The sequence below is a fragment of the Pseudohongiella spirulinae genome, from assembly GCF_001444425.1.
Lineage (GTDB): Bacteria > Pseudomonadota > Gammaproteobacteria > Pseudomonadales > Pseudohongiellaceae > Pseudohongiella > Pseudohongiella spirulinae.
Genome location: NZ_CP013189.1, coordinates 2,890,062 through 2,916,259, shown reverse-complemented (window position 1 = coordinate 2,916,259; position 26,198 = coordinate 2,890,062). Strand labels below are relative to the sequence as shown.

Sequence of the window (26,198 nt, the reverse complement as noted above, 5' to 3'; positions counted from 1 at the left end):
GGAAGTGTAGTCAGATTTTTAATTTCGCCGGGCCAGGGCCCAGACTTCAATGTGTTCACAACCTGCCTGGCGAAAGATGTCGGCAATATCCCGGGCCGTGGCAGTGGTGGTAATGACGTCGTCGATGATGGCGATGCGTCGGCCCATTGTCAACTTTGTATTGCTATTTATGGTAAACAAGTGACCGATGTTTGCCAGCCTGCCTTGGGCATTGAGCTTCCGTTGAGCCAGGTTTGTTTGCATCCTTGTGCAGCCTTCCATCAGCACAGGTATCCGGGTGAATTTATGAACGGCGTCAGCCAACAGCTTCGCCTGGTTGAAGCCCCTGCGCCTGAGCCGGTCAGTGTGAAGTGGTACGGGCACCAGCAGATCGGGTGGTTGAAGGCTGTTGATCCGGTAATGAGACTTAAAGCTGATAGCCAACAGTTCACCCAGCGATCTGGCTGCCCGAAACCCCTGTAGATCTTTAAATTGCCGTATTTGTGAGTCTATCGGCGATTCGTAACTGAACACGGCGTGACAACTGTCGAATGCCGGACTCTCCTCGGCGCAGCGATTACAGAGCGGGGCGGCACTGGTGCTGTCAGGGACGATGACGGCGCATCGGATGCAGCCGGGTGGTTGCCAGGGCAGGATATCCAGGCAATGTCTGCAGACGCCGCAGGCTGTCACGGCACTCTCCAGGCAAATCAGGCAGGGTTCGCCTGACAGTCTGTGCAGTCTTTGACGGAGGTTTTTGGGCCAGAATTTGTCGGGCATATTGTAAACTTAAATGGCTATATAAAAGTTGACATAAAGGTCGTTATGACTAGAATGTCGACGCTCTATGAGTATAGATTGCCCTGAGAGGCGATACAGGAAAAACAATGCAGCAAGTCGTTACTCGCCATGACTGGCGCCGAGATGAGATCCACGCGTTATACACACTGCCCTTTATGGATCTGGTTTTTCAGGCGCAGTCCGTACATCGACAGTTCTTTGACCCCAACAGCATCCAGTTGAGCACCCTGATGTCGATAAAAACCGGCGCCTGCCCGGAAGACTGCAAGTATTGCCCGCAAAGTGGCCACTACAACACCGGTCTTCTAAAGGAAAAGCTGGTTGCTGTAGAACGTGTTGTTGAGCAGGCCAAAGCCGCTCGTGATCATGGGGCCGGGCGTTTTTGCATGGGCGCGGCCTGGAAGCAGCCTTCAGAGCGTGATTTCCCGATGGTGCTGGAGATGGTCAAGCAGGTCCGGGCATTGGGGCTGGAAACCTGCATGACGCTGGGTGCGCTGTCGGTGGAACAGACACAGGCACTGGCTGAGGCCGGGCTGGATTATTACAACCATAATCTGGACACCTCGCCTGAGTATTATGGCGACATCATCAGCACACGCAGCTATCAGGATCGCCTTCAAACTCTCTCTAATGTGCGCGACGCTGGTATGAAGGTGTGTTGCGGTGGGATTGTGGGTATGGGCGAAGTTGAGTCGGACCGCATTGGCCTGCTGCAGCAACTGGCGAATTTGCCCGTACACCCGGAAAGCGTGCCCATAAACAGTCTGGTCAAGGTAAAAGGCACGCCTCTGGAGAGTGTTGATGATATCGATGCATTCGACTTTATACGTACCATTGCTGTCGCCCGAATCATTATGCCGCGCTCCTGTGTGCGATTGTCGGCAGGTCGTCAGCAGATGAATGATCAGATGCAGGCTCTGTGTTTTCTGGCAGGCGCCAATTCCATTTTTTATGGAGAGAAGCTGCTGACCACCCCGCTTCCGGAAGAAAGCAGTGATCAACAGCTTTTCCGCCGTCTGGGTTTGCGGTCGCAAAATAAATTTGCACCTGAAGCTTCTTATTATTCGGCAGTTACGGGCGAGTGAGCGAAAATTTAGTGCCCGGTGTCACAATTTTAGGTGAGCGTTTGCGACAATCGCTGACAGAGCGTCACTCCCGTCATCTGTATCGCCAGACCTTGCTGCGCGATCCGGGCTGCGGGCTTGAGCAGGTAATTGATGGCCGGCTCTTTGTGAATTTTTGCAGCAATGACTACCTGGGTCTGTCTCATCATCCTGATGTGGTGGCGGCCTTGATCAGAGGTGCCAAAGAGTACGGTGTGGGCAGTGGCGCCTCGCATCTGGTGACCGGTCATTGCCGCGTTCATGAGCAACTGTGCGAGGAGCTGGCCGATTTTTGCGGGCGTGATCGGGTGATGTTGTTTTCAACCGGATACATGGCCAATATCGGGGTGATTAATGCACTAACCCGGCCCGATGACCTGGTGTGTCATGACGCATTGAATCACGCCTCACTGCTCGATGGCGGCTGGCTTAGTCGGGCGGAGTCAAAACGCTATCCCCATGTTGATCTCGAATCGCTGTCAAACATGCTTGGCAACTTTGACCGCAGGCGAACCACCGAAAGCATGGCGCTGGTAGTCACTGATGGCGTTTTCAGCATGGACGGTGATTGCGCTCCGCTGGCCGATCTGGCTGACCTCGCATTGCATCATGATGCCGTGTTGATGGTTGATGATGCCCACGGTATCGGATGTTTGGGGCCGCAAGGCCGCGGGGTTGTGGCGGATGCCGGATTGACGCAGCAGCAGGTGCCGGTGCTGGTTGGAACTTTTGGCAAAGCGTTTGGCACGGCAGGCGCTTTTGTGTCCGGAGACGATCTGCTGATTGATTATCTCACTCAGTTTGCGAGAACCTATGTCTTCACAACGGCGATGTCGCCTGCCTTGGCCGAAGCCACCCGAACCAGTCTTGCGCTATTGAGGCAAGAGCATTGGCGCCGTGCACGACTTCAGGAATTGATCGAACGTTTTCGCACAACGACGCTGATGCTGGGCCTGAAACTATTGCCGGGCAATTCGCCGGTGCAGGCATTGATGCTTGGTGATGCCGCAACCGCCCAGGCGGTCAGTCAATTACTCAAGCAGCGTGGGCTGCAGGTCAGTGCAATCAGACCACCCACTGTGCCGGTCGGACAATCCAGGCTGCGCATCACGCTGAGTGCGGTGCACAGTGATGAGCATTTGCAACGCCTGCTGGACGCACTGGCAGAGGTAGCGGAATATCTGCAGGATCGTGCATGACGTGACTGGCTAATTTAACAGGAGCTGTAATGAGTTTACCCAAGGCCGTGTTTGTTACTGGCACTGACACAGAAGTTGGCAAGACGCATGTGTCATGCGCATTGCTTGCTGCGGCCAGAAAGGCCGGCTTGCAAACGGCAGCCATGAAACCGGTAGCGTCAGGATGTGAAAGCACAGCTGAGGGTTTGCGTAATGGTGATGCGCTGGCCTTGCAGGCACAATGCTCAATTGATTTGCCCTACGAACAGGTTAATCCGGTAGCCCTGCAGGCCGCTATTGCACCGCATCTGGCAGCCGCCTCGGAAGGTCGTCAGTTGTCCCTTTCACGCTTGGTGGGTATGGCCCGCGCCGTGCTCATGGCGCGCGCAGACTTCACGGTTCTGGAGGGAGCCGGTGGTTGGCGGGTGCCATTAAACAATCGCGAAATGCTGTCCGGGCTGGCTCTGGAACTGCGGTTGCCAGTGGTGCTGGTAGTGGGAATCAGGCTGGGCTGCATTAATCACGCACTACTGACGGCGGAAGCCATTCAGCGAGATGGTTTGCAACTGGCGGGCTGGGTAGCCAATCATTTGGGTGAGGGCTCTGCGGTTGACCGGCAGAATGTTGAAACGCTGCAGGGCATGCTGCAAGCGCCGCTGCTGGGGGAGTTGCCGTTTGTTCCGGCGCAGTCACCTGACGAAACAGCCGCTTATCTTGATCTTGCTGCACTGGCTGGCAACTGACTACCTGGTGCATGTTGACGTTGACGTTAACGTCAAGTGGCGTTAACTTACTCGCAGTTAATTTCCTGGATTTATCTGTTTTTGCTGTGTGAGCAGCCGGAGTATGACTGTGTCAGATTACAAGGCCCCCGTTCGAGATATGAAATTTGTGCTGAATGAAGTGTTCAATGTGGAACAGCTTCTGGCCTCAATGCCCGGCACCGCCGAGGTAAATGCTGAACTGATCAATAGCGTGCTGGAAGAAGCGGGCAAGGTGGCTGAAGGTCTGTTGGCACCACTGAACCGTCAAGGCGACGAAATCGGCTGTCAGTTCGACGGCGGCAAGGTGACGACACCGGGTGGTTTCAAAGATGCTTATCGCACCTTCGCTGAAGGCGGTTGGATTGGTCTGGCAGGTGACCCCCAGTACGGTGGCCAGGGTATGCCCAAGACACTGGCCGTGTGTTTTGAGGAAATGATCATGGCGGCCAATAGCTCGCTGGCGCTTTACGCCGTGCTCAGTGCCGGTGCCTCGCTGGCCATCTCCCGTCACGCCTCTGATGATCTCAAACAGGCGTATCTGCCGAAACTGTATGACGGGAGCTGGAGCGCCACCATGTGTCTGACCGAGCCGCATGCCGGCACTGACCTGGGTATGATCAAGACCCGGGCCGTACCGCAGTCAGATGGCAGTTATAAAGTCAGTGGCACCAAGATCTTTATCACCGGCGGAGAGCACGATCTGAGTGAAAACATTATCCATCTGGTGCTGGCCAAGTTGCCGGATGCACCAGCCGGGCCGCGGGGAATATCGCTGTTTCTGGTTCCTAAATTTCTGCCCGATGGTGATGGTAATGTCGGCGATTCTAACGGGGTGAGCTGCGGGTCCATCGAACACAAAATGGGCCTGAAGGGCTCGGCTACCTGTGTCATGAATTTCGACGATGCCACCGGCTACCTGGTTGGTGAAATCAATAAGGGTCTGGCCTGCATGTTTACCATGATGAATTACGAGCGTCTGACGATTGGCCTGCAGGGGCTTGGCCTGGGCGATGCTTCGTATCAGACTGCGGCCGCTTATGCGCGCGAGCGCATTCAGGGGCGCTCACCGGCGGGCCCTGCGCAGCCGGACAAAGCGGCCGACTCCCTGTTGGTACACCCGGATGTGCGGCGGATGCTGCTGAATATGCGAGCCAATACCGAAGCCGGTCGAGCATTGGCGGCCTATGTCGGCAATCAGCTGGATATAGTGTATTTTCATCCGGACGAAGAGCGTCAGGCGCGGGCCGCAAAGCTGGTTGCGTTGTTGACTCCAATCACCAAGGCAGCGTTTACCGATCGTGGCTTTGAGGCTTGTGTGCTGGGTCAGCAGGTGCTGGGCGGACACGGCTATGTGCGTGAATGGGGGCAGGAGCAGCATGTGCGTGATGCTCGGATCGCACAGATTTATGAGGGCACCAATGGTATTCAGGCGCTTGACCTGATGGGCCGCAAGGTAGTGTTTGACCGCGAAGGCATGCTGGAAGAAATGCTGGACGAAATGCGCCAGTTCATCGATCAGGAAAAGGATGGCCGGGTTGCAGCTTTTGTGGCCGCTTTGGACAACGCGCTGGACTGTCTGGTGAGGACAACCGATCTGATTCGCCAGGCTAATACGGAAAACCCCCACGAGGTGGGGGCGGCCTCGGTGCCATATCTGGATCTGATGACGCTCATTCTGTACTGTTATATGTGGGCAAGAATGGTGAAAGTGGCCGAAGATGCGCTGGCTGCCGGTACTGAAGACAGTGACTTCTATCGCGCTAAAATTCAGGTCGGTTGCTATTTTCTGGATCGCATTATGCCGCGCTACAAATCATTGGCCGAGGAGATCAGTGCGGGTAGCGATGTGGTCATGGCGCTGGATGAAGCGCTGTTCTGACGACCGGGGGTAATGCGCTGCCGGTCGCGCCATGCTGCCGACAGCGCTGCATCAGATGGACCAGTGCAGATTATCAGTCAACAGTTTCTCGTAACGATCGAGCTGTTCCGACTTCTCCCCGATGACGGCCATGTTGCCCTGCTCAGTTGGGATAATCTGCCCCTGGAAACGGCTATCTTTGATGGTGATGCGCTTGCTGACGGGTGTATTTTTGATAAATACAATGGAGACCGGCCCGTGCTCGCCAATTGTCACCAAATGAGCGCCCTGTTGATCAGTGCCCAGGTTGCAGTAATTTGCAAATTGCATTTTCAGCGCCATCAACTCCGGGGTGGCAGTCAGTTCGGCGCCTGCTGCCGCCGACACGCTCATGACGTCTGACCAGTCGGGGCTGGTCGATGAGTAGTAACGGGGCTCTTCATGGTACAGGTGTTCGACTAGCGCATCGTGAAACTCCAGATCCTGTGCGCTGGGACGAGACTGAACCAGATTGATGCCCAGAAATACACCAAGAACCACTGTCGCGGCGGCTGCATAGGGCAGGCGTCGAAATGAAGAGTGTTTTGCAGCGCCCTCCTGGGATGTATCATTTGCATGTGCCAGCAGCTTTTCTCGCAGATCTCCGGGCACCGGTGTTGCATTAAGACTTTCTTTGAGTTGATGCTCCATAGCCTTAAGCTCATGGACTAATTGTCTGCGAGCCGCATCGGTCTCTGTCGCTGAAATGAAGTCAGCCTGGTCATCCAGCGGATTGCTGAATGCCCGGGTCCGGAATTCCAAATCATCCATTATGTCAGTCGCTCTCTGGTGTGGTCGTTGTGCTGATTTTTATAATAACTGCCTGTTAATCCGTCACTTCTTCAGATGGCAGATCATTCTGTTCTATTGTTTTATCGGGCTCGTCGTGCAGCATATCTTTAAGCTTGCTACGGGCCCGAAACAGCCGTGTCATCACGGTGTTGTTATTGAGATCGAGAATTCCGGCAATTTCTTTCCCGCTGAACCCGCCGATTACCTGCAAAAGCAGTGGATCGCGGTATTCTTTTTCCAGTTTGAGTATGGCCTGGTGTAATTCTGCCTGCCGACGTCGTTGTTCCGGCTCCATGTTGCCTTCCTCAGCCACGGCCACATCATCAATGTCCACCAGTTCGGGGCGGTAGCGCTCATACATGCGCGCGTTTTCGCGTCGCAGGATTGTAAAAAGCCATGCCTTGGCGGCACCCTCACTTTGCAGGCTGTCAAAGGAACGCCAGGCGCGCAGGAAGGTCTCCTGCACCAGATCTTCAGCAACAGTCGGGTTGCGGGTTAACCAGAAAGCATAGCGATAAACGTCCTGATAAAGCTCATCGACCATGGCCTGGTAACGCCGGGTTCGCTCTGATTCGTGGCCTGAGACCGGGGATTTACTCATTTTGTTTCGTACTGACTCCTGTGTTGCCTTAAGCTTAGCTGAGTCTGCTGCTGTTGACCATTGTCATAACACGCTATACTGCCGCCTTTCAATTTTCAAAAATCCCAACAGAGAATTCGTAAACTGATGATTCGTATTGCAATTGCCGGGGTCGCCGGGCGTATGGGCCGGACTCTTGTGCAGGCCGTGCAGGATAAATCCGATCAGGCACGGGTAACGGCCGGAACCACTTTGCCCGATGATCCACAGGCTGGTATTGATGTAGGCCTGGTAGCCGGTGTCGGGGCGCTTGGTGTGTGTTCCAGTACCTCGCTCAAAGCCTGTCTGGATGATTTTGATGTGTTGATCGATTTCACGGCACCGGAGTCGACATTACAACACTTGATGCTGTGTCAGGCCGTCGGCAAGGCTGTTGTTATTGGTACAACAGGTTTTACGTCGCAGCAAAAGCAGCAGATCAGCGCTGCAGCCGCAGATATTCCGGTGGTTATGGCGCCGAACATGAGTGCCGGTGTCAATATCAGTCTGAAATTACTTGAGTTGGCCGCCAAAGCCATGGGGGATGATGTTGATATCGAAATCGTCGAAGCTCACCACCGTCATAAGAAAGATGCGCCGTCGGGGACTGCCCTGCGCATGGGAGAGGTCATAGCCGACGCGTTGGGACGCAAGCTGGAAGAGGTCGCTGTTTACGGGCGTGAGGGAGTCGGCGAGGAACGTGACCGCAAGACCATCGGTTTTGCAACGATACGCGCCGGTGATATCGTCGGCGATCATACCGTCATTTTTGCAGGTAACGGCGAACGGCTGGAGATTACACACAAAGCCAGCAGTCGCATGACCTTTGCCAGCGGCGCAGTGCGGGCTGCGACCTGGTTGGCAGGCCGTACGCCCGGACTGTACTCGATTGACGATGTGCTGGGCTTGAATGTTACATAAAGACGGTATTCGTCGTAGACAGTTGCAGGTCCGTTTGCGTATAATTTCGTCTCAGTATGAACATGACTGAGCACAACACAAGACAGCATTTTTAAAAAGGCGGAATGAGAGGCAGCTTTCATTCCGCTTTTTTTCGCCTGTCTTATCATCCGGGAGATCACATTGAATAATCCAGCAGTTCTGGCCCTTGAAGATGGCAGTGTCTTTCGGGGCAAGGCTATCGGTGCCCTGGGTCTGACCAGCGGGGAGGTCGTTTTTAACACGGCCATGACCGGCTACCAGGAAATCCTGACCGATCCGTCTTATGCCAGGCAGGTCGTGACTTTGACTTATCCGCATATCGGCAATACCGGCGTCAATGCCGAGGATAACGAATCTGATCGTGTCTGGGCGGCAGGCCTGGTGATCCGCAATCTGGCGATGACGGTCAGTAACTGGCGCAGCGAGCAAAGCCTGGAAGAGTTTCTGAAAGATCAGAATGTGGTATCGATCGCCGAAATTGATACCCGGGCGCTGACTCAGCTATTAAGAGACAAGGGGCCATTAAATGGCTGCATTCTCAGCGGCGAATTATTAGCCGAAAAGGGAGAAGCCTTCGCCATTGAGCAGGCCAGGGCTTTCCCGGGCCTGAAGGGCATGGACCTTGCCAAAGAAGTCTCAGTGGCGGCGAATTACGAGTGGACGCAGGGTGAATGGTTGCCGGGTGGTGTCGGTTATCCGGAGCCGCAACACGAAAACCCCTTCCACGTAGTCGCCTATGACTATGGAGTCAAACGCAATATCCTGCGGATGCTGGCGCAGAGAAATTGCAAAGTGACTGTCGTGCCCGCACAGACACCGGCGGCTGAGGTGCTGGCGATGAACCCTGATGGGGTATTTCTTTCCAACGGGCCGGGTGATCCCGAGCCCTGCGACTATGCCATTGCGGCAATCCGTGAAGTGCTGGAAACAGACATTCCGGTTTTTGGTATCTGTCTGGGCTGTCAATTGCTGGCGCTGGCCTGTGGTGCGCGCACTGTCAAAATGCAACTTGGGCATCACGGAGCAAACCACCCGGTACAGAACCTGGATGATGGCACAGTCCTGATCACCAGTCAGAACCATGGTTTTGCTGTTGATGAGAAGACACTGCCAGCTAATTTACGGGCAACCCACCGATCGCTGTTTGATGGTTCCCTGCAGGGAGTGGAACGCACGGATAAGCCAGCATTTGCATTCCAGGGGCATCCCGAGGCCAGCCCTGGCCCACATGATATTGCACCCCTGTTCGATAAATTTGTGAGCTTGATGGAAAAACGCGCTGCCCGTTGATCCGGTGGCCAACTCATATTCAGACACGGTTAAGTTATGCCTAAACGTACAGATATTAATAGCATCCTGATTATCGGCGCTGGCCCGATTGTAATTGGTCAGGCCTGTGAGTTTGACTATTCAGGTGCCCAGGCCTGCCAGGCGCTACGCGAAGAAGGTTACCGGGTGATTCTGGTGAACTCCAATCCGGCAACCATCATGACCGACCCGGCAATGGCTGATGCAACTTACATTGAGCCGGTTACCTGGCAGATTGTCGAAAAAATCATAGAAAAAGAGCGTCCTGACGCTATTTTACCAACCATGGGTGGCCAGACAGCGCTTAATTGTGCGCTGGACCTGGAGCGCCATGGCGTGCTGGCCAAGTACAATGTGGAAATGATCGGCGCGCGCGCCGAGTCGATTGATAAGGCGGAAGATCGCGAATTGTTCGACGACGCGATGAAGGCGATTGGCCTGGAAACACCGCGTCACGGCATCGCCCGCTCAATGGATGAGGCGTTTGCGGCGCTGGATCTGGTTGGCTTCCCCTGTATTATCCGCCCCTCGTTTACCATGGGCGGCAGTGGCGGCGGCATTGCGTATAACAAAGAAGAATTTGTTGAAATATGCACTCGCGGCATGGAGCTTTCCCCCACCAATGAGCTGTTGATTGATGAATCACTGATTGGCTGGAAAGAATATGAGATGGAAGTTGTGCGTGACAAAAACGACAACTGCATCATCGTCTGTACCATTGAAAATTTCGACGCCATGGGTGTACATACCGGCGACTCAATTACCGTCGCGCCGTCTCAGACGCTGACTGATAAAGAGTTCCAGATTCTGCGTAATGCTTCCATCGACGTGCTGCGCGAGATTGGCGTTGAGACGGGTGGATCCAATGTGCAGTTCGGCATGTGTCCCAAGACTGGCCGCCTGGTCGTTATTGAAATGAATCCGCGCGTGTCCAGATCATCCGCGTTGGCATCCAAGGCCACAGGCTTCCCGATTGCCCGGGTTGCTGCCAAGCTGGCGGTTGGCTTTACACTGGATGAGCTGAGTAACGAAATCACCGGAGGTGCAACACCCGCATCTTTCGAGCCGACTATCGACTATGTCGTTACAAAAATCCCGCGTTTTACCTTCGAAAAATTCCCTGAAGCCAATGACCGTATCACCACCCAGATGAAGTCTGTGGGTGAAGTGATGGCCATTGGTCGCACTTTCCAGGAATCCCTGCAGAAAGCGTTGCGCGGCCTGGAAGTGGGTATCAGCGGTTTCGACCCGATACTCGATACCGGGCTAAGTGACGCCATGGACATTCTGCGTGGCGAGCTGATGGATGCCGGCAGTGACCGTATTCGTTATATTGGCGACGCCTTCCGTCAGGGTTTGTCCCTGGAAACTGTGACTGAACTGACTGGTATCGACCCCTGGTTCCTGGCGCAGATTGAAGACCTGATTAAAGACGAAGCGCAACTGGCAGGTCAGGCACTGAAGGCCTTGACCAAAGATCAGATGTTTGCCCTCAAGCGCAAAGGCTTTTCAGATGCCCGGCTGGCCACCCTGCTGGACGAGCCGGAACAGAACGTGCGTGACCATCGTCACGCCCTGGGTGTGCGCCCGGTTTATAAGCGGGTCGATACCTGCGCTGCAGAATTCAAATCAACAACAGCCTACATGTATTCCTGCTACGAGGAAATCTGCGAGGCGCAGCCCAGTGATCGCAAGAAGATCATGGTGCTGGGCGGCGGGCCAAACCGCATCGGTCAGGGTATTGAGTTTGACTACTGCTGTGTACACGCTGCCCTGGCGATGCGCGAGGATGGTTATGAAACCATCATGGTCAACTGCAACCCGGAGACAGTATCGACTGACTATAACATCTCTGACCGCCTGTACTTTGAACCGGTGACGCTGGAGGATGTGCTGGAAATCGTTGAGCTGGAAAAGCCGGCCGGTGTGATTGTTCAGTTTGGCGGGCAGACACCGCTGAATCTGGCAACTCGCCTGGAGCAGGCCGGGGTGCCGGTGATTGGGACCAAGCCCGATGCCATCGATCTGGCTGAAGACCGCGAACGCTTCCAGCAATTAATTCTGAAGCTGGGTCTCAAGCAGCCACCGAACTGCATCGTGCGCAGTGTTGAGCAATGCATCACCGAGGCCGAGCGTATTTCTTACCCGCTGGTTGTGCGCCCTTCCTATGTGCTGGGTGGTCGCGCCATGGAGATCGTCTATAACGAGGAAGAACTGACCCGTTATATGCGCACTACGGTCAAGGTGGGTAACGACAGTCCGGTGCTGCTGGATTACTTCCTGAATGCAGCTATTGAGATCGATGTTGATCTGGTCAGTGATGGCAAAGATGTAGTTGTTGGCGCCATCATGCAGCATATTGAGCAGGCGGGAGTGCACTCAGGCGACTCGGCCTGTTCGCTGCCACCCTATAATCTGCCTGCGCAAGTGCAGGACAAAATTCGCCAGCAGGTCACCAGTCTGGCAAGAGAGCTGGGTGTTGTTGGTCTGATGAACGCGCAGATGGCCTATCAGGACGGCGAAGTTTATGTGATCGAGGTTAACCCGCGTGCTTCAAGAACCGTTCCATTTGTCTCCAAGTGTATCGGTGTGTCTCTTGCCAAAGTGGCTGCCCGTTGCATGGTGGGCAATACGCTGGCCGAGCAGGGTTTTACCAAAGAGATCATTCCTCGCACTTATGCGGTCAAGGAAGCTGTGTTCCCGTTTAATAAGTTCCCGGGTGTTGATCCGATTCTGGGGCCGGAAATGAAATCCACTGGTGAGGTGATGGGGGTTGGTGAAACATTTGCCGAAGCCTTTGCCAAATCCCAGTTGGGAGCGGGTGAAGAGATTGCCAAGTCCGGAACGGTATTCATCAGTGTGCGAGAAACTGACAAGCCGCGCGTGGCTGAAGTGGCCAGTCGATTCCATCAACTTGGGTTCAGCCTGGTAGCAACAACAGGTACGGCAGCCATCATCGAGGCTGCCGGTCTGCCAGTGAGGCGGGTTAATAAGGTCATGGAAGGTCGGCCGCACATCGTTGATATGATCAAGAATGACGAGATCGCACTGGTGGTCAATACCACAGAGGGCAAACAGGCGATTGCCGATTCCTCTACCATCCGCCGCACGGCGCTGCGCCATGATGTGTTCTGCACAACAACGCTGGCAAGCGCCAGTGCGGTATGCGATGCGCTGCAGTTTGGTGACCAATTGTCTGTCTATACCATCCAGGAGCTTCATCAGCGACTGGATCAGGCGGTCTGAAACAGCAAACTCGCTTGTCCTATGGACAAGTGTCAATAAACTGTCCATTATATAGATTCAATAAGGTGCTGGCGGGATTCCCTAAGCAGGGGATCCCGCCGGTATTTTTTTTATTCTTTGATTAAGGATCTTCAGGATCTGCGAGAGTGATATGAGAAAAGTGCCTATGACCATTGGCGGAGCGGAGCGATTGCGCGCTGAGCTCAATGAGTTGAAAACGGTAAAACGACCCGCGATTATTCAGGCAATCGCTGAAGCCCGGGAACATGGCGATCTGAAGGAGAACGCCGAGTACCATGCGGCTCGCGAGCAGCAGAGTTTCTGCGAGGGGCGTATAAAGGAAATTGAAGGCAAGCTGGCTGACTCGGAGATTATTGATGTCACCCAGATCCCTGCAACAGGCAAAGTCATCTTCGGGGCAACAGTGACGCTGCTGAACCTGGATACTGAGGCCACTATGCGTTATCAGATCGTGGGTGAGGATGAGGCCGATGTTAAGGCCGGTAAAATCTCAGTGGCATCACCGATTGCGCGCGCCATCATGGGCAAAGAGGAAGGTGACGAAGTGGTTGTGAAGGCACCTTCCGGCGAGATTGAATACGAAATCGACAAAGTGGAGCACCTGTAATCCTGCTACAGACGCGGCTGCCACAGGCGCAGTCGCGTCAATTCCCTGTTTTCAATTCCCTGTCTGGCCGTGACGCAGCAGATTCGACAGTTTAGGATCGGGTTGACGGGCCGCACGAAACAATACTGCGATATTTCCGATACTCTGCACGCGTTCCGCGCCACTGAGACTGCAAATCTCAGTAATTGCCTGCTGGCGCAACTCCCTGTCACCTACCTGCACTTTGACTTTAATCAGTTCATGCTGGGTCAGGGCGCGGTCAATTTCTTTCATGACACTTTCTGCCAGGCCATTCTGGGCAACAGTGACAACCGGTTTTAGGTTGTGGGCAATGCTTCGAAATTGCTTAAGCTGTTGATTGCTAAGTTTTTGTGCTTTGTCGGTCATAATGATTCCAGCGCAGGTGGGTGATCGCGAAGGTATCTTCTGATACCGGGGGGCGAATTGTAGGACAGCAATTCTTGGACAATCAAGAGTTCTATCTTGTAATATCACAGCTAACCCCCATCTAGGATACAGACTCGTTAAGTGAATCACAGACTGGCTAAGGGCGGTCGTCTCCACCCGTCGATAAAAGACAAGCGTGACGGGTATCAGGATAAAAATATAATGATTCCGGGGTTTGAGGGAATGGCAAAGGCCGTTTTTGCGGTCTTATCTGTTTGAAATTGACACATGAAGGGGGTTTCCCTTGAACGATATGGCGAAGAATTTACTGCTTTGGATGGTAATTGCGGCGGTTCTGCTGACGGTATTCAACAATATCAATCAGGAGCCGACGAGCTCGCAGGTTAACTACTCTGACTTTATTCGAGAGGTCAGGACCGGGCAGGTGAGCTCAGTCAATATATCCGGAGTCTCTGTCGCCGGTGTGCGAACCGATAACACCCGCTTTACCACTACCATCCCGATGATTGGCGACGATCAGCTGATGGATGATCTGTTTAACAATGGTGTACAGATTCGCGCCTCAGAGCCGGAGCGGCAGTCGCTCTGGACTCAGTTGCTGGTCGCCAGTTTCCCGATTCTGATCATTATTGCCCTGTTCTTTTTCTTTATGCGGCAGATGCAGGGAGGTGCTGGCGGCGGCAAGGGCGGTCCGATGTCCTTTGGCAAGAGCAAGGCCAAGCTGCTGGGTGAAGATCAGATCAAGGTCACCTTTGCCGACGTGGCGGGTGTCGAGGAAGCCAAAGAGGATGTCAAGGAGCTGGTCGACTTCCTGCGGGAGCCGGACAAATTCCAGCGCCTGGGCGGCAAAATCCCACGCGGCATTCTGATGGTAGGACAGCCTGGTACCGGTAAGACTTTGCTGGCCAAGGCAATCGCCGGCGAAGCCAAGGTACCGTTTTTCTCGATTTCCGGTTCGGACTTTGTGGAAATGTTTGTGGGTGTGGGTGCGTCGCGAGTTCGTGACATGTTTGACCAGGCCAAGAAGCAGGCACCCTGCATTATCTTTATCGACGAGATTGATGCCGTGGGTCGGCATCGTGGCGCCGGTCTCGGTGGTGGCCACGATGAGCGTGAGCAAACCCTGAACCAGTTGCTGGTTGAGATGGATGGCTTTGAGGTAAATGATGGCATCATTGTGATTGCTGCCACTAACCGTCCCGATGTGCTGGACCCTGCGCTGCTGCGGCCGGGCCGCTTCGACCGTCAGGTTGTGGTCGGGTTGCCGGATATTCGTGGCCGCGAGCAAATTCTGAAAGTACACATGCGTAAAGTGCCGATAGCCGACAATGTTGATGCCGGCGTGATTGCGCGCGGTACACCGGGTTTCTCGGGTGCGGATCTGGCGAACCTGGTTAACGAGGCGGCACTGTTTGCGGCTCGTTCCAGCAAGCGTCTGGTAACCATGGAAGAGTTTGAGAAAGCTAAAGACAAGATCATGATGGGTACTGAACGAAAGTCCATGGTCATGTCTGAAAAGGAGAAAACCAATACAGCGTACCATGAGGCCGGACACGCGATTGTTGGCCGCCTGGTGCCTGAGCATGACCCTGTCTACAAAGTAAGCATCATTCCTCGGGGTCGCGCACTGGGTGTCACCATGTTCCTGCCCGAAGAGGATCGCTATAGTTTGAGCAAGCGGGCCATTCTCAGTCAGATCTGCAGTCTTTACGGTGGTCGAATTGCTGAAGAAATGACCCTCGGAGAAGAGGGTGTGACGACGGGTGCGTCCAACGATATTCAGCGTGCTACAGAAATGGCCCGCAATATGGTGACCAAGTGGGGGCTGTCTGAAAAACTGGGTCCGCTGATGTATGCGGAAGATGACGGCGAGGTCTTCCTGGGTCGCTCGGCCGGCAGTTCACAGACGCATCACTCCGGTGAAACGGCCAAACTGATCGACGAGGAAATCAAAAGCATCATCGATTACTGCTACGGCACTGCGAAGCGCCTGCTTGACGAAAACCGCGACAAGCTGGAACTGATGAAAGATGCTTTGATGGAGTACGAGACCATCGACGTTGAGCAGATCAACGACATAATGGAAGGGCGCAAACCACGTCCACCGGCCGATTGGTCTGATGATAATGGTGGGTCAGGAAGCGGAGTGCGATCAGTTCCGGCTGATGAGGAGCGCACCACTGAGAAGCCCATAGGCGGCCCTGCCAGTGAGCATTGATTGACGCGTGCCATTCGCCATGGACGATGTGCAGGATGACAGCGTGACTCCCCGGCGGGGGCTGCAGTGCGGCTCCCGCTGGCTGGATCTTTCCCTTCCTGCCGTTATGGGAATTCTGAATGTAACTCCTGACTCCTTTTCGGACGGTGGTCGCCTCTCTGGCAGCTCCGATGCTGCGCAGTTTCAAATCTCTCTGGATAAAACCCTGACTGTCGCTTCTTCCATGATTGATGCGGGCGCAGTCATTCTCGACGTGGGTGGTGAGTCAACCCGCCCGGGTGCGGTGCAGGTCTCTGAGCAGGAGGAACTGGACCGTGTCCTGCCTGTTGTTGAGGCGCTTCAGGCTGAGTTCGACGTGATTGTTTCTGTGGACACCAGTACGCCTGCGTTAATGCGGGCTGCAGCGTCGGCTGGAGCCGGTATGATCAACGACATCCGGGCTCTGCAGCGCACGGGCGCTGTACAGGCGGCGGCTGACACTGATATGGCCGTGTGCCTGATGCATATGCAGGGCGAGCCAGGCACTATGCAGCAGAACCCCCAGTATCAGGATGTTGTTGCAGAGGTGCGATCTTTTCTGGAGCAACGTGTCGATATATGTCGTGCCGCCGGCATTGGCGGGCAGCGAATATGCATCGACCCGGGTTTCGGGTTCGGGAAAACCCCGGCTCATAATTACCGGCTGCTGGCGCGGCTATCCGATTTTGCGGCTACTGGCCTGCCAGTATTGGCCGGCATGTCACGGAAATCGATGATTGGCAATATTATTGGAAAAAGTGTCGACGAACGCCTTGCCGGCAGTCTGGCAGCAGCGGTATTGTCGGTCATAAATGGGGCAAATATCGTGCGTGTGCACGATGTGGCCGAAACCGTCGATGCTTTGCGCATCGTCGAAACAATGCAACATTATTGCTAGAGAGTTGTCAGATAATCGAGAGTGTCATGGAAGCAAATAACAAACAGGAAAAGCGCTATTTTGGTACCGACGGCATTCGTGGTCATGTTGGACAGTATCCGATAACCCCTGATTTTATGCTGAAACTGGGCTGGGCGGCCGGCAAGGTGTTTGCCTGCACTGAAGGTCAGCGCAGCAAGATTCTTATTGGTAAGGACACCCGGGTTTCCGGGTATATGTTCGAAGCCGCGCTGGAGTCGGGTCTGGCCTCTGCCGGCGTTGATATTCACATGCTGGGTCCGATGCCGACACCCGCTGTCGCTTACCTGACCCGAACATTCCAGGCGCAGGCCGGCATTGTTATCAGCGCCTCACACAATGCCTTTGCCGATAATGGTATTAAATTTTTCTCCGGTGACGGCAGTAAGTTGCCGGATGAGACAGAGCTGGCCATCGAGTCCTATCTGGAGCGTGATATCACAACAGTCAGTTCGCAGCAGATTGGCAAGGTTTCCCGCATTACAGATGCTGCCGGACGTTATATTGAATATTGTAAGGGTACGATTCCGGGCAGTGCGGTGCTGCGCGGTCTGCGCATTGTAGTCGATTGCGCAAACGGGGCCACTTATCATGTTGCAGCGAATGTATTCTCTGAGCTTGGAGCCACGGTAAAGGCTATTGCGGTTGCCCCCAATGGCATGAATATCAATGAGGGTTGCGGGTCAACCGCGCCTGAGCGGCTGGTCGAAGAGGTGCTTGCCGAGCAGGCTGATTTGGGCATTGCCTTTGATGGCGATGGTGACCGCGTGGTAATGGTGGATCATCTGGGCAATCTTGTTGATGGTGACGAGATACTATACATCATTGCCAGGGATCGTCATCGGCGCAAGCGTGGCTTTGGTGGAGTGGTTGGAACGCAAATGAGCAACCTGGGTCTGGAGCTTGGGCTGGATGCATTGGGAATTCCATTCGTTCGCACCAAAGTGGGTGATCGTTACGTCATGGAAGCGCTCAAGACGCATGGCTGGCTGCTGGGTGGTGAGTCATCAGGGCATATTGTATGTATGGATGTCGCGACGACCGGCGATGGGATCGTCTCAGCGCTGCAGGTTCTTGCCGCGATGGTGCAGGGCGAATCCAATTTGTACGAGTTGCGCAGTCACATGCAAAAAATGCCACAATGCATGATTAATGTGCCGGTCTCCGACAGGAAAAGCGTTATGTCGGACCGGGCTGTGCTGGCTGCGGCAAAGGCGCTGGAGCAGAAAATGGCCGGTAAGGGGCGGGTGTTGCTCCGGCCTTCCGGAACCGAACCGCTGGTGCGGGTGATGGTTGAGGGTCAGGATGACGATCAGGTCAGGCGCTACGCTGCTGAGCTGGCTGCTGTAGTTGAGTCGGTCAAATAAGGTCGTTGAATAGAGTGGCGTGCTGTCTTGCAAGCCGAATGTAAACTGGTTATAGTGGCGCCCCGATTTTCGATAGCCGGGTTGCCGGGTGACAGAGGACAATCCGCACATGCGTCGGGCATTGGTAGCCGGAAACTGGAAGATGAATGGCAGTCGCTCAGATATCGGGGAGTTAATCTCTTCTCTGGTGGCTGAGCTTGGTGACGGGGTTAATGGTGTTGATATCGTGGTGTGTCCGCCATTCCCTTATCTGAACCAGGTGGCTGATGCCGCGCACGGCAGCGAGCTGGTGCTGGGTGCCCAGAATCTGAGTGAATATTCGTCTGGTGCTTATACCGGCGAAGTATCAGCCAGCATGTTGCAGGACTTTCGGGTTCGCTATGTCATTGTGGGGCACTCCGAGCGACGCAGTCTGTTTGCCGAGAGCAACCAACAGGCAGCGTCCAAGTTTGTGGCGGCCCGTGAGGCTGGTCTGACACCCATTCTTTGCGTTGGCGAGACAGGCGAGCAGCGCTCCGCCGGTCAGGCCTTGCAGGTTGTGGCCGATCAGATAGATTTTGTAGTCGGTGTCGCGGGTATTGCAGCGATGGCTGAGGCGGTAATTGCCTATGAGCCGGTCTGGGCAATCGGGTCTGGAGAGTCTGCCACCAGCCAGCAGGCTCAGGAAATGCATGCGCATATTCGCGGGCTGCTTGCGGCTCACGATGAGGATGTGGCTGCGGCAGTGCAGATCCTTTACGGCGGTAGTGTATCAGCTGCTAATGCCGAGGAGTTGTTTGCCTGTCCCGATATCGATGGCGGCTTGGTGGGCGGTGCGTCGCTGGACGCGCAGTCCTTTATACGAATTTGTAAAAGTGTGAGTTGAATTATGGAAACGCTGGTTGTGATAGTGCACGTCATTGCAGCGATCGCCATCATTGCGCTGGTGCTGCTGCAGCAAGGCAAGGGTGCTGATGCGGGTGCGGCATTTGGTAGCGGAGCGTCGCAGACTGTCTTTGGTGCTTCGGGATCGGGAAATTTTCTCACTCGCACCACAACAATTGTGGCCGTTGTGTTTTTTGTAACCAGCCTGGTCCTGGCAATTTTTGCCAGGCAATACAGCGTTGGTGCTGGTTTTGACAGCGATGCGCCGGTTGTGAATCCTGCGTTGCTGCAGGAAATGCAGCAGCAGTCCGATATACCGCAAGTCAGTGCGCCAGCATCAGGGTCTGATATTCCGGTGGTACCGGACAGCCAATAAAAGTTTTAGCCGAAGTGGTGGAATTGGTAGACACGCTATCTTGAGGGGGTAGTGACCGTATGGTCGTGCGAGTTCAAGTCTCGCCTTCGGCACCAAATTAGATTTGACAGATGTCTGGGTGGTTAAGTAGAATACCCACCCTCAGATGACGGCAAAGCCAGAAGTCGTCGTACTTAATTGAAGTTTTTGTTGCGGGGTGGAGCAGTCTGGCAGCTCGTCGGGCTCATAACCCGAAGGTCGTAGGTTCAAATCCTGCCCCCGCTACCAATTCGCAGTTGCTGAGCTTTGCGGCCAGTGCTGTTTCAAAAGGCCCCTTGATGGGGCTTTTTGTTAGGTGGTCTGAAAATCCGCAGGCTCTTTCGGGTATGCGTTGATTGGCCCTTGCTGACAGTGATATGTGTTATACGTAGTGGGCCACAGGCCCACTTTTTGTTTGTGCTTTAGTCAGGGTGTGTTGGATTTGACAACATCAGCAGACAATATTGCAGAGATGCTGCGTCCGACCGTGCAGGCGCTGAACCTGGATCTGTGGGGAGTAGAGTACCTGACCAGGGGGCGTTCAGCACTGCTGCGCATATATATCGATGGACCCGAAGGGGTCACCATCGATGATTGTGAGCGTGTGAGTCGGCAGGTTAGCGCTGTGTTGGATGTCGAAGACCCGCTGCCCGGTGAGTATACTCTTGAGGTCTCATCCCCGGGGCTGGACAGACCACTGTTTTATTTTGAACAGTTCGGTCAGTTTGTGGGTGAAGTTGTGAATCTGCGTTTGCGCGGGCCACTGAATGGTCGCCGCAAGTTTAAGGGTGTTCTGGAAAAGGCAGACGCCGGCATCATTAGCATGACAGTGGATAATGAACAGATTGAAATTCCGTATGATCAGGTTGAAAAGGCCAACATTGCGTTTTAGCGGCGCGTGTTCCGTTTGTAAGGTGACACTACTATGATGAGTAAAGAAATTCTGGCAGTTGCAGACGCGGTCTCGAATGAGAAGGGAGTGTCACGTGACGTTATATTCGAAGCCATCGAAACCGCTCTGGCAACGGCTACCAAGAAACGCTTTGAGGGTGAAGAAGCAGAGTGCCGTGTTGCGATCAATCGCAAGACCGGTCAATACGAGTCGTATCGCGTCTGGACGGTGGTTTCCGATGAAGATTTCGAAGAGCCGGGTCACCAGCTGACGCTGGAGCAGGCTCGTGAAAAAGACGCAAACCTGGATATCGGTGATGTCTGGGAAGAGAAGATCGACAATGCCGAGTTCGGTCGGATTGCCGCCCAGACTGCCAAGCAGGTTATTGTACAGAAGGTTCGTGAGGCTGAGCGCGACCTGGTTGTAGCCGAATACCGTGACCGCATTGGTCAGCTGGTATCGGGTACCGTCAAAAAAGTGACCCGCGAGAGCGTGCTGGTTGACTTGGGTGGTAATGCAGAAGCCGTGTTGATGCGCGACCAGATGATCCCGCGCGAAATGTTCCGCACGGGCGATCGCATTCGTGCGCTGTTGCAGGATGTGCGTCATGAAGTGCGGGGTCCGCAACTGTTTCTGAGTCGCACTGCACCGGAAATGCTGATTGAGCTGTTCAAAATTGAAGTGCCCGAGATCGCCGATGGTGTGATTGAAATTCGTGCGGCTGCCAGAGATCCGGGTTCACGAGCCAAAATCGTGGTCAGTACCAACGATGGTCGAATTGATCCGGTTGGAGCCTGCGTGGGTATGCGTGGTTCGCGCGTCCAGGTGGTATCCAATGAACTGGCCAATGAACGTATCGACATCATTTTGTGGGACGATAACCCCGCGCAGCTGGTTATCAATGCCATGGCGCCCGCGGAAGTTGCCTCAATTATCATGGACGAAGACAGTCATACCATGGATGTGGCGGTCGAAGAAGATAATCTGGCACAGGCCATAGGCCGCAGTGGCCAGAATGTTCGTCTGTCAGCCGAGCTGACAGGATGGGCGATCAATGTAATGAGCATTGATGAAGCCCAGGAAAAGCAGCAGCAGGAGGCCAGCACCTATATCATGGCTTTCATGAACAAGCTGGATGTGGATGAGGATGTTGCCGAGCTGCTGGTCAGCGAAGGTTTCACCTCTCTGGAGGAAATCGCTTATGTCCCCATGGATGAGCTGCTGAATATAGATGGTTTTGACGAAGATATTGCCAGGGAATTACGTGACCGTGCCCGGGATGCGCTGTTGACACAGGCCATCGCTTCCGAAGAAGGCCTGTCCAGTGCCAATCTGGAAGCTGACCTGCTGAATATGGAAGGCATGGACGATACACTGGCAATGGCTCTGGCCGGAAAAGGGATTCTGAATATGGAAGACCTGGCCGAACAGTCAATTGATGAATTGATGGATATTGACGGTATGGATGAAGAACGTGCCGGCAAACTGATTATGACGGCTCGTGCACCGTGGTTTGAGTAAATCGGGCAGCAAGAGCAGACAGGAGTAACTAGATGGCAGATGTAACAGTCGGCGAACTGGCCAAAGTGGTTGGTGTGACCGAAGAACGGCTTCTGGCCCAGATCAAGGAAGCAGGCCTTCCGCATAAACGTGCGGATGAGCTGATTTCCAATGAAGACAAGAACACATTGTTGTTGTTCCTGCGGCGCAGCCACGGGGCGACAGCGGCTGCCGACGCTGCTCCCAAGAAAATTACGCTGAAACGCAAAACGGTAGAGACCCTGAAGACATCGTCCGGCCAGGGGCGTGGCAAGACCGTCAGTGTTGAAGTGCGAAAAAAACGCACCTATGTAAAACGCAGCGAACTGCAGCCAGAAAAACCTGAAGAGCAGGTCGAGGTTGAAACCAGCGTCGAGCAGGAAGTGGCGCCGGTTGAAACAGCAGTTACCGAAAACACAGCGCCAGAGCTTGCAGCGCAACCACCAGCTGCAGAACAGGCCGCTGAGCCTGTTGCAGAATCTGCGCAAACAGAAACAGAAGCGGCTCCGGAGCCGGCTCCTGAAGAAAGCAAAGAAGCGCCTGCCAAACCGACAGCGCCCAAGCTGGCAGCCGTGCCGGAAGCCGCTCCGGCGCATCCGGGTAAGAACAAGGCACCTGCCAAATCCGGCCGCAAGGGTGGCATGGATGATAAGGATGAAGACAAAAAGCCCAGTTTCAAAAAGAAAGCAGCTGCCACCAAAAAAGGCGGCAAAGCGCGGCTTGATGACTTTGTACTTGAGGATGGCGAGTTTGACGGTGGTGGTCGTGGCCGCCGTGGTGGCCCGCGCAAGAAACCCCGCAGCAAGCAGCATGGCTTTGAGAAACCGACCGAATTCATCTCCCGTGAAATAATTATCGGTGAGGCCAACACAGTGGGTGACCTGGCACAAAAGATGTCGGTCAAGTCTGCAGAGCTGATTAAAGCACTTTTCAAGATGGGCGTTATGGCGACCATCAATCAGGCCCTGGATCAGGATACGGCAACGCTGTTGATAGAAGAAATGGGTCATACAGCCCGATTCGTTTCGGCCGATGCGATTGAGGATGATCTGTACGAATCCCTGGCTTACGAAGGCGGTGATGAAGCCATTACCCGAGCACCGGTTGTGACTGTTATGGGGCACGTTGACCACGGCAAAACTTCCTTGCTTGACTATATCCGCAAGGCATCCGTTGCGGCCGGTGAGGCGGGCGGCATTACCCAGCACATTGGTGCTTATCACGTAGAAACCGACCACGGTATGATCTGCTTCCTGGATACGCCGGGACACGCTGCGTTCAGCGCTATGCGTTCTCGTGGTGCCAAGGCAACTGACGTCGTAGTGCTGGTCTGTGCGGCTGATGATGGTGTCAAACCGCAGACCGAAGAAGCTATTCAACACGCTCGCGCAGCGAATGTGCCCATTGTTGTGGCTATCACCAAAGTTGATAAAGACGGTATTGATATCGACAAGGTCACCAGCGAACTGGCGGCCAAAGATGTGATCCCGGAAAGCTGGGGTGGCGACGTGCAGTTTGTGCAGGTGTCTGCCCACACAGGGCAGGGCATTGATGAGTTGCTGGAGTCGATTCTGCTGCAGGCCGAGTTGCTGGAATTGAAGGCTTTTGTTGATGCGCCGGGTAAAGGTGTGGTGATCGAATCAAGGCTGGATAAAGGCCGCGGCCCGGTTGCCTCGGTCCTGGTACAAAATGGCACCTTGAATGTCGGTGATACTATACTGGCCGGTTATGAATATGGTCGAGTTCGTGCTCTGATCGATGAGGCGGGGCGGCAGGTCAAATCCGCCGGTCCTTCTATTCCGGTAGAAGTGCTGGGCTTTAATGGTGTGCCTGAAGCCGGTGATGAGTTTGTGGTTGTTGCTGACGAGAAAAAAGCCCGCGAAGTGGCCGAATTCCGTCGCGAGAAACACAAAGACAAGATGGCCGCGCTACAGCAGGGCAACAAGCTCGAAGCCATGTTTGCCGGTATCGGCAAGGCAGGCAAGAACATTCTCAACGTGATTATCAAAGCCGATGTGCGTGGTTCCATGGAGGCGATTGTTGGCTCCCTGCAGAAGCTGGGCACTGATGAAGTTGAAGTTAATGTGGTGGCGTCCGGTGTCGGTGGTATCTCAGAGACGGATGCCCATCTGGCGGCGACGTCCAGCGCCATGCTGATTGGTTTTAACGTCCGTGCGGATAAGTCTGCCCGTGAGGTTATTGAAAACGAAGGCATTAACCTGCGTTACTACAACGTCATCTACGATGTGATTGATGACGTGAAAGCCATCCTGGGCGGCATGCTGGAGCCCGAATTACGTGAAGAGATTCTGGGCGTGGCAGAAGTACGTGACGTGTTCAATTCGCCCAAGTTTGGTCAGGTGGCCGGCTGCATGGTGGTTGAAGGCACGGTCTACCGCAGCCGCCCGATCCGTGTATTGCGTGACAACGTGGTGATTTTTGAAGGCGAGCTGGAATCATTGCGCCGCTTCAAGGATGACGCCAGCGAAGTCCGAAATGGCATGGAGTGTGGCATAGGCGTGAAGAACTACAATGACGTAAAAGTGGGCGACAAGATTGAGGTGTATCAGACCACTGAGGTTGCCAGAACACTCTGATGACTAAACCATCGCCTCGGACACAACGGGTAGCCGACCAGATTCAGCGAATTCTGGCGGACCTGATTATGCGTGAAATCCGTGATCCGCGCCTGGGCATGGTGTCGGTGACTGGCGTTGATGTGAGTCGCGACTTTGCCTACGCCACGGTTTACGTGACCGTAATGATGCGTGATGGTGGCGGTCTGGATGTGCAACTGGCTGACATGGGTGAGCTGGACAGAAAGCAGATTGAGGACAGTCTGGCAGTGCTGAATCATGCGGCCGGGTATTTGCGCAGCCTGTTGGGCAAAGAGTTGAGCCTGCGCACCACGCCAGCGCTCAAGTTTCGTTACGATGACAGCATTGCCCGCGGACGTTACCTGTCCAGTCTTATCGATCAGGCTCTGACCGAAGACAGCAAACATCCGCACGATGACAGTCAGGCCGTCGACGACTCAAGTCACGAGGGCCGGTAGATCAGTGGCACGAAAGCAAAAAGGCCGCCCGGTCAGCGGCATACTGCTGCTGGATAAGCCGCAGGGGATGAGCTCCAACGCCTGCCTGCAGCAGGCCAAGCGTCTTTTTCAGGCGTCCAAGGCGGGTCATACAGGTGCACTGGACCCGCTGGCTACCGGAGTATTACCCCTGTGTTTTGGGGAAGCGACCAAGGTTTCACAGTTTTTGCTGGATGCGGACAAGTGTTATCTAGCCCGCATCAAGCTGGGGGAAAGAACCGATACCGCTGATGCTGAAGGTGAGATTATCAGCCGCCGGTCTGCTGAGCACGTGACAAAGGAATTGCTTGTCAAAACCCTGTCACGGTTCAGAGGTCAAATTGAGCAGCTGCCGCCCATGTATTCGGCGCTTAAACATAAAGGGCAGCCCCTGTACAAGCTGGCCAGAGCCGGTCAGGAAGTGGAGCGCAAGCCGCGGTTGATTACCGTTCATGAACTGATTCTAAAGGAATTTGGCGGGAATGAGCTGGTATTGGAAATTCGCTGCAGCAAGGGCACCTACATACGCTCGATAGCCGATGACCTGGGTGAACTGCTGAATTGCGGTGCACACGTCACCGAGCTGCGACGCTTGCAGGCTGGCTGCTTCGGACTGGAAGAGTGTATCACGCCGCAAGCCTTGCAGCAGTGTTATGATACGCAGGGTCTGGCGGGTATCGACGCTTTGCTGAGACCGGCCGATGAGGCGATTGACCATTTGCCGGCCGTGATCATGCCATCTGCAACAGCGGCATATATCCGGCAGGGACAGGCCGTGATGATCCGGCATCTGCCACCGCAGGGGCTGGTCAGGCTGTACGATGAAGAAGAATTCATCGGTATTGGTGATGTACTCGACGATGGTCGTGTGGCACCACGCCGATTAATGAGGGAAGACACCAGGTAACTGTAATTATGCACGGTTATGCTGGCTGACAGGATGTTATTAATTACTAATGCATATTGATTTGGAGATTTAAAATGGCTTTAACAACCGAACAGAAACAGACAATTGTCAAAGAATATGGCCGCGGCGAAAACGATACCGGTTCACCGGAAGTACAGGTTGCGCTGCTGACAGAAAACATCAACCTTCTGCAGGATCATTTTCGTGCCAACAAACACGACCACCACTCACGCCGTGGTCTGATCCGCATGGTTAACAGCCGTCGCAAGCTGCTGGATTACCTGAAGCGCAAAGATGTTGAGCGTTATGCCACTTTGATCAAGCGTCTGGGCCTGCGTCGTTAAG

21 protein-coding genes, 2 tRNA genes and 2 pseudogenes are annotated in these 26,198 nt (G+C 54.4%); 21 read left to right on the top strand and 4 right to left on the bottom strand.

The window, feature by feature from the left end; all coding sequences use genetic code 11:
• Positions 1-18: 18 nt before the first annotated feature.
• The gene (locus tag PS2015_RS13435; protein WP_058022708.1) at positions 19-672 is read right to left on the bottom strand and encodes a ComF family protein; all 654 of its coding nucleotides are present in this window, start codon (positions 670-672) and stop codon (positions 19-21) included.
• Positions 673-866: 194 nt separating this feature from the next.
• Here PS2015_RS13435 and bioB point away from each other — a divergent pair.
• The 4 genes and pseudogenes from bioB to PS2015_RS13415 form a co-directional block, all read left to right on the top strand.
• A pseudogene (bioB, locus tag PS2015_RS13430) lies at positions 867-1,820 on the top strand (biotin synthase BioB); the annotation flags it as partial.
• A 41-nt stretch (positions 1,821-1,861) separates the two neighbouring features.
• Positions 1,862-3,082, top strand: a complete 1,221-nt coding sequence (gene bioF / locus PS2015_RS13425; RefSeq protein WP_237113332.1) for an 8-amino-7-oxononanoate synthase — start codon at positions 1,862-1,864, stop codon at positions 3,080-3,082.
• Positions 3,083-3,111: 29 nt separating this feature from the next.
• The gene (gene bioD / locus PS2015_RS13420) at positions 3,112-3,804 is read left to right on the top strand and encodes a dethiobiotin synthase (protein WP_058022706.1); all 693 of its coding nucleotides are present in this window, start codon (positions 3,112-3,114) and stop codon (positions 3,802-3,804) included.
• Positions 3,805-3,913: 109 nt separating this feature from the next.
• Entirely contained in the window at positions 3,914-5,704 is a 1,791-nt protein-coding gene (locus PS2015_RS13415; RefSeq protein WP_058023376.1) for an acyl-CoA dehydrogenase C-terminal domain-containing protein, read from the top strand.
• 51 nt (positions 5,705-5,755) lie between these two features.
• Here the strand turns inward: PS2015_RS13415 and PS2015_RS13410 are convergent, their stop codons facing one another.
• Both PS2015_RS13410 and PS2015_RS13405 read right to left on the bottom strand, forming a co-directional pair.
• Complete coding sequence (locus PS2015_RS13410) at positions 5,756-6,493, bottom strand: DUF3379 family protein (protein WP_058022705.1); 738 nt, start codon at positions 6,491-6,493, stop codon at positions 5,756-5,758.
• 55 nt (positions 6,494-6,548) lie between these two features.
• Positions 6,549-7,121, bottom strand: a pseudogene (locus PS2015_RS13405) (sigma-70 family RNA polymerase sigma factor); the annotation flags it as partial.
• A 120-nt stretch (positions 7,122-7,241) separates the two neighbouring features.
• On the opposite strand from PS2015_RS13405, the gene dapB reads away from it, so the two are divergent.
• The 4 genes from dapB to greA all read left to right on the top strand — a co-directional run bounded on the left by dapB (position 7,242) and on the right by greA (position 13,257).
• Positions 7,242-8,054 carry a 4-hydroxy-tetrahydrodipicolinate reductase gene (gene dapB / locus PS2015_RS13400; protein WP_058022703.1) on the top strand — a complete coding sequence of 271 codons (813 nt, stop codon included), beginning with the start codon at positions 7,242-7,244 and terminating at the stop codon, positions 8,052-8,054.
• A gap of 162 nt (positions 8,055-8,216) precedes the next feature.
• Positions 8,217-9,365 (top strand): glutamine-hydrolyzing carbamoyl-phosphate synthase small subunit, encoded by a 1,149-nt coding sequence (gene carA / locus PS2015_RS13395; protein ID WP_058022702.1) that lies wholly within the window; start codon positions 8,217-8,219, stop codon positions 9,363-9,365.
• 36 nt (positions 9,366-9,401) lie between these two features.
• Entirely contained in the window at positions 9,402-12,629 is a 3,228-nt protein-coding gene (gene carB / locus PS2015_RS13390) for a carbamoyl-phosphate synthase large subunit (protein WP_058022701.1), read from the top strand.
• Positions 12,630-12,780: 151 nt separating this feature from the next.
• Positions 12,781-13,257, top strand: a complete 477-nt coding sequence (gene greA, locus PS2015_RS13385; protein WP_058022700.1) for a transcription elongation factor GreA — start codon at positions 12,781-12,783, stop codon at positions 13,255-13,257.
• Positions 13,258-13,308: 51 nt separating this feature from the next.
• Here the strand turns inward: greA and yhbY are convergent, their stop codons facing one another.
• Positions 13,309-13,644, bottom strand: coding sequence for a ribosome assembly RNA-binding protein YhbY (gene yhbY / locus PS2015_RS13380; protein ID WP_058022699.1), 336 nt, complete (start codon positions 13,642-13,644; stop codon positions 13,309-13,311).
• Positions 13,645-13,957: 313 nt separating this feature from the next.
• On the opposite strand from yhbY, the gene ftsH reads away from it, so the two are divergent.
• The 13 genes from ftsH to rpsO all read left to right on the top strand — a co-directional run bounded on the left by ftsH (position 13,958) and on the right by rpsO (position 26,197).
• Positions 13,958-15,883 (top strand): ATP-dependent zinc metalloprotease FtsH, encoded by a 1,926-nt coding sequence (ftsH, locus tag PS2015_RS13375; protein WP_058022698.1) that lies wholly within the window; start codon positions 13,958-13,960, stop codon positions 15,881-15,883.
• Between the two features lie 19 nt (positions 15,884-15,902).
• Positions 15,903-16,799 (top strand): dihydropteroate synthase, encoded by an 897-nt coding sequence (gene folP / locus PS2015_RS13370; protein ID WP_058022697.1) that lies wholly within the window; start codon positions 15,903-15,905, stop codon positions 16,797-16,799.
• A gap of 26 nt (positions 16,800-16,825) precedes the next feature.
• Positions 16,826-18,184, top strand: a complete 1,359-nt coding sequence (glmM, locus tag PS2015_RS13365; RefSeq protein WP_058022696.1) for a phosphoglucosamine mutase — start codon at positions 16,826-16,828, stop codon at positions 18,182-18,184.
• A gap of 109 nt (positions 18,185-18,293) precedes the next feature.
• Positions 18,294-19,049 (top strand): triose-phosphate isomerase, encoded by a 756-nt coding sequence (gene tpiA, locus PS2015_RS13360; protein ID WP_058022695.1) that lies wholly within the window; start codon positions 18,294-18,296, stop codon positions 19,047-19,049.
• A gap of 3 nt (positions 19,050-19,052) precedes the next feature.
• The gene (secG, locus tag PS2015_RS13355; RefSeq protein WP_058022694.1) at positions 19,053-19,424 is read left to right on the top strand and encodes a preprotein translocase subunit SecG; all 372 of its coding nucleotides are present in this window, start codon (positions 19,053-19,055) and stop codon (positions 19,422-19,424) included.
• 8 nt (positions 19,425-19,432) lie between these two features.
• A tRNA-Leu gene (locus tag PS2015_RS13350) sits at positions 19,433-19,519 on the top strand.
• A gap of 95 nt (positions 19,520-19,614) precedes the next feature.
• Positions 19,615-19,691 (top strand) — tRNA-Met (locus PS2015_RS13345).
• 193 nt (positions 19,692-19,884) lie between these two features.
• Complete coding sequence (gene rimP, locus PS2015_RS13340) at positions 19,885-20,334, top strand: ribosome maturation factor RimP (RefSeq protein ID WP_058023375.1); 450 nt, start codon at positions 19,885-19,887, stop codon at positions 20,332-20,334.
• A gap of 36 nt (positions 20,335-20,370) precedes the next feature.
• Positions 20,371-21,855, top strand: coding sequence for a transcription termination factor NusA (gene nusA, locus PS2015_RS13335; RefSeq protein ID WP_058023373.1), 1,485 nt, complete (start codon positions 20,371-20,373; stop codon positions 21,853-21,855).
• A 32-nt stretch (positions 21,856-21,887) separates the two neighbouring features.
• Positions 21,888-24,470: a translation initiation factor IF-2 gene (gene infB, locus PS2015_RS13330; RefSeq protein ID WP_058022693.1), complete on the top strand. Its 2,583-nt coding sequence runs from the start codon at positions 21,888-21,890 to the stop codon at positions 24,468-24,470.
• Positions 24,470-24,928: a 30S ribosome-binding factor RbfA gene (rbfA, locus tag PS2015_RS13325; protein WP_058022692.1), complete on the top strand. Its 459-nt coding sequence runs from the start codon at positions 24,470-24,472 to the stop codon at positions 24,926-24,928. Before infB ends, rbfA begins: the two co-directional genes overlap by 1 nt.
• Positions 24,929-24,932: 4 nt before the next feature.
• A complete protein-coding gene (gene truB, locus PS2015_RS13320) occupies positions 24,933-25,853 on the top strand; it encodes a tRNA pseudouridine(55) synthase TruB (protein WP_257721205.1) in 921 nt (306 codons plus the stop codon).
• Between the two features lie 74 nt (positions 25,854-25,927).
• Positions 25,928-26,197 (top strand): 30S ribosomal protein S15, encoded by a 270-nt coding sequence (rpsO, locus tag PS2015_RS13315; protein WP_058022690.1) that lies wholly within the window; start codon positions 25,928-25,930, stop codon positions 26,195-26,197.
• Position 26,198 lies beyond the last annotated feature (1 nt).